This is a genomic window from Streptacidiphilus anmyonensis, from assembly GCF_000787855.1.
GTDB classification, from domain to species: domain Bacteria; phylum Actinomycetota; class Actinomycetes; order Streptomycetales; family Streptomycetaceae; genus Streptacidiphilus; species Streptacidiphilus anmyonensis.
In genome coordinates, this window is the sequence record NZ_BBPQ01000035.1 from 25,916 (window position 1) to 33,503 (window position 7,588).

Consider the following 7,588-nt stretch of genomic DNA (forward strand, 5'->3'; position numbering starts at 1 on the left):
CACAGCCGTTCCCGGAGGAACGGATCTTGGCGCTTCGCGCCGCGCTGACCAGACAGAGCGCTGGATTTCGGGCGGGGGTCGATGGTCGCGGTACTTGTCACCGGATGGTCGGCCTTGTTGTCACCTGCTCCGACTAATCAGTCACCGCAAGGGTTCTGCCGACGGTCAGTAGGTCCAGGCGTAGAGGCCCCCGCCTTTACTCGCCGCCAACGTCGCGAGTCGGGCTACGCCCTGGAGTACCGCCAGCAGATCATCATCGGTCATGTCGTCTCCATCGGCTGACCGAAGCCTCGCGGTCCAGCGGCCTGCCAGCTCCTCCAGGTCGGTGGAGCTGGCGTTGGCCAACGCCCGGGTCAACCGCCTGGGGAAAGCAAAGACCTGGATCCCATCATTCAAGGGGGCCGTGACCCATTCCGGCCACACCCACCCGTAGAGCTGTTCCTGCGATGGAGGCTCGGCAGAAGGCTCCTCGAAGTACATGTCCCACTCTGCGATGGCACTGTCCGGATCAACGAAGCGGCAGAACACGGACGGAATGCTGGGACCGGGGCCCCGCAGTCGCGTGCCAGCGGCAGTCTCGTCGTCGGGAGCGAGGAAGAACAATATGTCGTGGGCCACCGCAGCATGATCGCAGTCCGCCGAGCTGGCGTTGGTGACAGATGCCGCGACCAGTCAGAGCGGGCTGTCCCGCTGCTAGCCTGCTGCCCTCACTCTATTAGCTCACTTGTTTGATTAAGGTCTACGCTGAGGGGAGACACAACAGGGGAGCGAGGGGAGACCCGGCACGTCACGAGCAGCAAGGAGGCGGCATCGCGATGGGCTTCACCCACTTGCGCGCCTACTCCGGCTACTCGGCGCGGTTCGGCGCGTCGTTGCCGGACGTGCTGGCGGAGCGGGCGGCCGAGCGGGGCCTGGACGCGCTTGCGGTCACCGACCGGGACACGGTCGCCGGGGTGGTGCGGTTCGCGAAGGCCTGTGCCCGGGTGGGGGTGCGGCCGCTGTTCGGGGTGGACCTGGCCGTGCCGGAGTACCTGGACCCCGCCGCGGCGGTGGGGGAGCGGCGCCGGTCCCCGGTCCGCGGGGGTGCGTTCGTGGACGAGTCGGCGCCGCGGGTGCGGTTCCCGGCCCGGAACCGCGTGGGGTGGGCGGCGGTGTGCCGGCTGATCACCGCCGCGCACGCCGATCCGGACGCGAAGCCGGCCCTGTCCTGAGCGGACCTCGAGCACGCTGCCGGGGGCGACGTGTATGTGCTGCTGGGGCCGGAGACGCCGCCTACCGCCTCTACACCACGCTCGGCCTGCAACGCGCCCGGGTCCGCGCCTTCACCCTCAATGCCGACGGCATCCGCGCTGCGGAGCACGTCACCCGGCAGCTCACCTTCGACCCGGTCGACGAGCGGCTGCGCCGGGTCGAGGCCGTCGCCGACCGCGCCCGCAGACGCTTCGGCCCGGACAGCATCGGCCCCGCCAGCCTCTACGGAGCCGCATGACCACCACAACCTGCCGGCCGGTGGGCGGCCGTCGCCGGCCAGCCGCACACCGGGTAGCCTCACCGCCACGAACACGCACACCAGGGAGGACCCGCTGATGGAGGAGCACCCCTCGCCCGGCCGCCCCGCCGGAACCGCCCGCAGCGCCCGGGGCCTGACCCCACGCCAGGAAGCGGTCCTGGACGCCATCGGCGCCTGGTCCACCGAACACGGTGACCCGCCCTCGCTGCGCGAGATCGGCGCAGTCGTCGGACTGGCCTCCACCTCTCGGTCTCCCACCAGGTCCACTCCCTCGAACGAGCCGGCTACCTGCGCAAGGACCCCCACCGGCCCAGCTGCTACGCACTGACCCGCTTCGCCCGCGACGAAGGGGAACCCCTCCTCGCCGGCCACGAGGACGAGGCTGCGGAGGGCACGCCGGTGCCGGTGCCGCTCATCGGGCGGATCGCCGCCGGTGCCCCCATTACCGCCGAGGAGCACGTCGAGGAGTACCTGCCGCTGCCGCCCGCGATGCTCCCGCCCGGCGGGGAGTTCTTCGCGCTGCGCGTGGTCGGCGACTCCATGACCGGCGCGCGGATCCTCGACGGCGACACCGTCGTCGTCCGTGCCGCCCGGGCGGCCGACCACGGCGACATCGTCGCCGCCCTCATCGATGACGAGGTCACCGTCAAACGCCTCCACCACGGCGGCCGCGCGGGAGCCTGGCTCATGCCCGCGAACGACGCCTACGAGCCCATCTCCGCAACCAACGCCCGGATCCTCGGCAAGGTCGTCGCCGTCCTGCGGAGCGTGTAGCTCGAGGCGCGACCTGATGAGCGCCCGTAGTGACGAGGCGGCCGATGGGCGTGACGGCGATGTGCGGATGGTCTGTCACGTGGCGCGTTAGGTAAAGCGGCGTTCCGGGATGAACCACATGACTGCGACGCCGGCGTAGAGGGTGTAGCCGAGCCAGGGCTCGACCCAGGCCAATGCGGCTCCGAGTGCATAGAGGCAGATAGCGGTCAGTCCCTTGCGATCGGCCCCCACCGAAGTAGCCAGTGCGGACCCCGGTCCGGCGGCCTTGATGATCGTCTGGATCAGCACAGCGTAGGCAGCGGCCGATCCTGCCGCGACGATGCCGTACGCACAGGCCGGCAGACTGGCTTGGTAGTGCGAGCCGACCCATTCGGTGGCGATCGGAACTAGTGAGAGCCAGAACAGCGAGTGGAGGTTGGCCCACATCACTGCCGGGCTGACGGTCTGGACCGCACGGAATAGTTGGTGGTGGTGATTCCAAGCCATGCCGATGGCGGTGAAGCTCAGCACGTAGATCAGCAGGGCGGGCAGCCGGTGGCCGAGGGCCTGCATGGAGGGTCCGTCGGGAGCACGGACGTTCAGTGCCATGATCGTGATGATCACCGCCATGACGCCGTCGCTGAAAGCCTCGATGCGCCGGCTGTCCGTCGAGTCGGCCGGGGAGGCGGTCTCGGTCACGGAAGTCGGGGCATGAGGTCGGTGATGGCTTTCACGTCCTCGGCCGTGAGTTCGATCGAGGCGGCTGCCAGGTTCTCATCGAGGTGACTCGGGCTGGAGGTGCCGGGGATCGGAAGCATGATCGGTGAGTTGTGCAGGAGCCAGGCGAGGGCGAGTTGTGGCACGGTCGCGTGGTACTTGGCGCACAGCGAGTCGAGTGCTGCGCCGATGCCGGCCGCGTTCGGGCCTGTGTTGGGCACGGTCGTCGGGTGCCATGGAGAGAACACAGCACCGGTCTGCTCTGCGGCGGCTAGCAGTTCGGCGCCAGTGCGCTCGCCGATGTTGTAGAGCGCGGTGACGGCGGCGATCTCGACGATCTGGCTCGCCGCGTGGAACTGCTCGACGCTGACGTTGGACAAGCCGATGTGCCGGATCAGTCCCTCCTCGCGCAGCTCGGCGAGGGTCGCGACCTGGTCGATGAACGGCACGTCGGTCGCGTTCGGACTGTGGAGGTAGTAGAGGTCGAGGCGATCGACGCCGAGACGGCGGGCGCTCAGGTAGGCGCACTGGCGCAGGTACTCGCGATTGCCGACCGCACCGAAGTCGGCGTAGTCCGGTCCGCCTCGGATGAACCCGCCCTTGGTAGCGATCACCAGGTCGTTGGGGTAGGGGTGCAGCGCGTCCCGGATGAGGCTTTCGTTGGTGTGGGGGCCGTAGGCGTCCGCAGTGTCGATGAATTGGACGCCGCTGTCCACGACCTTCCTGAGCAGGGCGATACCTCCAGCAAGGTCGGGGGTCTCGCCCCACATGCCAGGGCCGGTCAGACGCATCGCACCGTACCCGAGCCGGTTGACGACCAGATCGCGGCCGACCGTGACGGTGGTGGGGTGGAGTTCCTGATCTTGTCGCATGACGTGCTCCGCGATCGATCGACAATACACGACGTCGTGTATTGTATCTCTCGACCCGGCCGGTCGGCGATAGCACCGACTGGCTGCACTAATCTGGGCTGGGCCATCCGATACCGGCGGCCGGTCGCGGAGTACATGCCGGCTGCGGACGCTCAAGCAACACCTGCAAGCGGCGTGCCCGCGGCGCCCTAACAGCGACCGGCACGGAAAGGACACGCATGGCCGACCTGCCAACGAGGGCCGTGCGACGTCCGCGGGCCACGGCGACAGCCGTCCGGCGCGACACGTTGATTCTCGATGCGCTCGAACGGCTGCTGGCCAGCACTCCGCTCAGCGAGTTGGACGTCGAGCAGATCGCCGCCGAAGCGGGGATCACGCGGACCCGCTTCTACGCGTACTACAGCTCCAAGCACGACGCCCTGGCCGCACTGCTGCGGCGCCTTATCGCCGTCCGCACCGAGGTGTACGAGCAACCCGGAAGCTGGTTCATCGACCGGGCTCCTGACGTGCGCCCACGAGAGGCTCTGCGCGAGACAATCGAAGCGGTCACCCGGCGATGGTGGGCACATCGATTCGTTCTGCGTGAGGCATGCGACCTGTGGACCGTGGCGCCGCAGGTGCGCGAAGTCTGGCTGGACGCCATCGACATCGCCACCACGCGCATCGAGACCGCGATCCAGCGCGAACGCGACCGAGGCATAGCACCGCCCGGACTCGATGCCCGCACCACCGCACAGGCATTGGCTTGGCAGGCTGAACGGCTCAACTTCCGCGCCTGGGCACAACTGCCGCAGTCCCTGTCGCAGAGCGAACTGTGCGAGGTATGCCTCACCGCCTTTATGCGCATGATCTACCTGGCCGACGATCCCGACCCCGAACACGTCACCAAGTAGCGGACCGAAGTCGTATGCGGCTCCGGGGAGCCGGGCGCAGCCACCGCCTAGCTCTGTGACCACGCAGATGAACCATCCGTGCCCGTGATCGATATCGAACCCCGTCGCGCTGGACCGCTCGTCGGCTGATCGCACGTGCACCGCCGGCTCGCCTTCGACTGCAAGGCCCGATCCCGGCGGCCCGCCCGGCTGACGACCTGAGGCAAGCGCACTCCGCCCCGGCACGCGGCAAGACCTGCGCCCGGAACGGACATGACGTTCTGCGTCAATGCCGTCGACCACGTCCGCGCTGTCACCCAGCGCACCAACCTGCAGCGGATGGCCCGCGGGGCGCGGCCGCCCGCGCCCACCACGGGCTCGCCGACCTGCGCGGCGCACTCGGCCGGGCCCGGGCCCTCCAGGTCGCGCTGCGCGAAGGCCTCAACCGAACGGATGCTGTGGCAAGCCCAGTCGTGGCGACCTATTTGATCAGCTGACCTCCGTCGACATGGAGGTCGTGGGCGTTCATTGCGGTGTTGCGCAGGAGGAACTCGGTGGCGTCGGCGACGTCCGCCATCGTGACGAGGCGGCCGACGGGCGTGACGGCGATGTGCGGATGGTCCGTCACGCGGCGCCACTTGGGGCTGTCCCCGATCACGCCGGGGTTCAGGGCGTTGACACCGTGGGGAGCTATCTCAGCGGCTGTCTGCCGTGTCCTCTGACAAGCGCGGTCAGGTGCAGCCCCTCGGTGCAGCGCCCCCGCGGGCACGCCCTTGTCGTGCGGACGTTTCAGAACGGCCAGGGTCTCCCACTGTCGGTCGGTTGTCTGGAGCTGGTGCGCGGCTTCTCGGCCACGGACCCGATCCTATGTAGGGCTCCGACAGGCAGGGCGAAAGGCCCCTTCGGCCCGGCGGGAAGGGCGGGGACGGCGTTCAGGTACCCCGCCGCAGCAGTCCGCGCACAAGTCGCGATCCAACATATGACCGGTGCAGAGGTTCAAGACCAGTGACGCGCCCGCGGCCGTCCCATGCGTTCGCTCGGGCGGGTGCTGCCCCTGTCGAGTCGGCGTCGGGTGTACGGACTTGTACGGGAAACGGGACCCCGGACGATCAACCGGGCAGCCTGGTCGCAATGGTTCAGGCACGGCTGGTCCAAGCAGCGAACTGGCAGGAGAACGGCGGCATAACGTCGTTCATCGGCTGCCCACGCACATGCATGCTGGTTGGACTGTCCGCGGAGCGACAAGGGAGAAGAGTGTGAAGAAGGTCGCCCGGATAGCGTCGCTGGCGACGTCGCTCAGCATTGCAGCGGTCATCGGGTCCACCGGTGTAGCCCATGCCAACACCGACTCCTACACCTACGACCACGTAGAGATCGGCGCGGCCAACAACGGCGCGTCACCGACCGTGTGGATCTGCAACCAACAGTCCTCGGCCAACTGGCTCAAGTTCTGGGTTCACTCCGTGGGAACCGGCGGAAACCTTGACCTGAGTCCGGGGACAATGGGTTGGATCACCCTCGGCAACAACCAGTACGAGACGTACCTGAACCCGGGGGAGTGCCGCTGGGCCTACATCGGAACGCAATACACGGTCCAGGTATACGGCGGTTCAGGCAGCCTCAGTTGGGGCACTGACCCGATCCCGTGGACCCCGTGAAGTCACGACCGCACAAAGTGGCTTAGTGCGCGCCTGACCGGCCGGGAGGCCGCGGAAACAAGGTGGTGCCAGCACGAACACGGCCGAGGAAGTCTACGGGAGTACGGATTCGTGAGGGAAACGAGACTCCACCCAGCCGTCCCGAGCAATCTGGTCCCGCCACTTCGCGCAGGGGCCTCGGTCGACTGAAAACCGGGTCGTACGACCCAAAGACCGCTGCGGCGCGTACGGGCTCGCACCACAGAGCCTAGTGGATCCGCCCGACGCTCGCAGATATTCCTAGGATTTGAGGAGAACTCATGCTCAAGCGCATTGTCGCCACCGTTGCCGCGCTGGGCGCCGCCGGGGCAGGTGTCTTGTTCATCGCCCCGTCGGCCTCCGCACAGGAAAGCGGCTACGCGTGCCGGTCCGACAACACCCCCAACCACTCGTGGGCCAACTGGAGCGGCTCGAACGTGGATTCCTGCATCAGCCTCAGCCCCACAGATAGTGCCTCGGTTGTGGCGGGCATCGGAATCAACAGCCTCTTCCCGACCGACCCCTGCGCCCAACTCGTGGATTCCGTCACTCACGCCCGGGTGTGGGACTACGGCTGCTACGACACGTTCAGCGGCACCGGCAACTGGGTCCCCGGCTCCTCGGGGAATCACTACTTCAACCTTCCGTCGGAAGACCTCCGCAAGACCGGACACAAGGTCTACGTGCAGGTGGGCTTCTGGGCGAACTTCGGATCCGGACTGCAGTACTACATGAACGTGCAGAGCCCGGAGATCCAGTTCTAGCGGCAAGCCCCCACGAGGGCTCGCCGGGCCCACCAGACCGATGACGCTGTCGCGCCCCCGTGTGCCCGGCTGACCGGACCATCGGTGCCGGCCGGGAGAGTCAGGCGTCGGCAAGGGCCTCCATAGTCTCCAGATCGACTGCGATCGCTGGTTCGTCGAGACGGCAGGCCTGTTCCAGGCTGAGGTTGAGCCGGTCGTCGTGCAGAGGGGTGCCTCGCCGCGGGCAGCGCTGCGCCTGTCCCTCGCCGCCGACTTGGCCGGTGTCCCATCAGGAGCCGCCGCGAACGTCCGGAACGCCGAAGTGTCCAGCGCGCAGGCCCTGGGCACTTCGGCGTCCCTCCACAGTTATCCAGTGGCGGTGCGCAGCGCATTGGCGGACACCGGAGGGGTGGCTGCGCCGAGCACCGCGGTCGTGGTGCGGCCG

General features: G+C 68.0%; 9 protein-coding genes and 1 pseudogene. 6 read left to right on the top strand and 4 right to left on the bottom strand.

The window, feature by feature from the left end; translation table 11 throughout:
• Positions 1–165: 165 nt before the first annotated feature.
• Positions 166–618, bottom strand: coding sequence for a hypothetical protein (locus TR50_RS25750; protein ID WP_042426636.1), 453 nt, complete (start codon positions 616–618; stop codon positions 166–168).
• A gap of 197 nt (positions 619–815) precedes the next feature.
• Here TR50_RS25750 and TR50_RS25755 point away from each other — a divergent pair.
• The 3 genes and pseudogenes from TR50_RS25755 to lexA all read left to right on the top strand — a co-directional run.
• Positions 816–1,205: pseudogene (locus tag TR50_RS25755) on the top strand (PHP domain-containing protein); the annotation flags it as partial.
• 381 nt (positions 1,206–1,586) lie between these two features.
• A complete protein-coding gene (locus TR50_RS50190; protein ID WP_369405782.1) occupies positions 1,587–1,838 on the top strand; it encodes a LexA family protein in 252 nt (83 codons plus the stop codon).
• On the top strand, positions 1,799–2,284 hold the full coding sequence (gene lexA, locus TR50_RS25760; RefSeq protein ID WP_369405784.1) for a transcriptional repressor LexA: 486 nt from the start codon (positions 1,799–1,801) through the stop codon (positions 2,282–2,284). Before TR50_RS50190 ends, lexA begins: the two co-directional genes overlap by 40 nt.
• 87 nt (positions 2,285–2,371) lie before the next feature.
• Here lexA and TR50_RS25765 read toward each other — a convergent pair whose 3' ends face one another.
• Entirely contained in the window at positions 2,372–2,962 is a 591-nt protein-coding gene (locus TR50_RS25765; RefSeq protein WP_201776878.1) for a TMEM175 family protein, read from the bottom strand.
• Complete coding sequence (locus tag TR50_RS25770) at positions 2,959–3,852, bottom strand: aldo/keto reductase (RefSeq protein ID WP_042426639.1); 894 nt, start codon at positions 3,850–3,852, stop codon at positions 2,959–2,961. Before TR50_RS25770 ends, TR50_RS25765 begins: the two co-directional genes overlap by 4 nt.
• A gap of 218 nt (positions 3,853–4,070) precedes the next feature.
• On the opposite strand from TR50_RS25770, the gene TR50_RS25775 reads away from it, so the two are divergent.
• Entirely contained in the window at positions 4,071–4,745 is a 675-nt protein-coding gene (locus TR50_RS25775; protein WP_042426642.1) for a TetR/AcrR family transcriptional regulator, read from the top strand.
• 460 nt (positions 4,746–5,205) lie between these two features.
• On the opposite strand, the gene TR50_RS45825 is transcribed toward TR50_RS25775, so the two are convergent.
• Positions 5,206–5,493 (bottom strand): SDR family oxidoreductase, encoded by a 288-nt coding sequence (locus tag TR50_RS45825; RefSeq protein WP_236654592.1) that lies wholly within the window; start codon positions 5,491–5,493, stop codon positions 5,206–5,208.
• A gap of 487 nt (positions 5,494–5,980) precedes the next feature.
• Here TR50_RS45825 and TR50_RS25785 point away from each other — a divergent pair, with 487 nt between their 5' ends.
• Together TR50_RS25785 and TR50_RS45830 are read left to right on the top strand one after the other, a co-directional pair.
• On the top strand, positions 5,981–6,382 hold the full coding sequence (locus TR50_RS25785) for a hypothetical protein (RefSeq protein WP_042426644.1): 402 nt from the start codon (positions 5,981–5,983) through the stop codon (positions 6,380–6,382).
• A 299-nt stretch (positions 6,383–6,681) separates the two neighbouring features.
• Positions 6,682–7,164, top strand: coding sequence for a hypothetical protein (locus TR50_RS45830; RefSeq protein WP_152648635.1), 483 nt, complete (start codon positions 6,682–6,684; stop codon positions 7,162–7,164).
• Positions 7,165–7,588 lie beyond the last annotated feature (424 nt).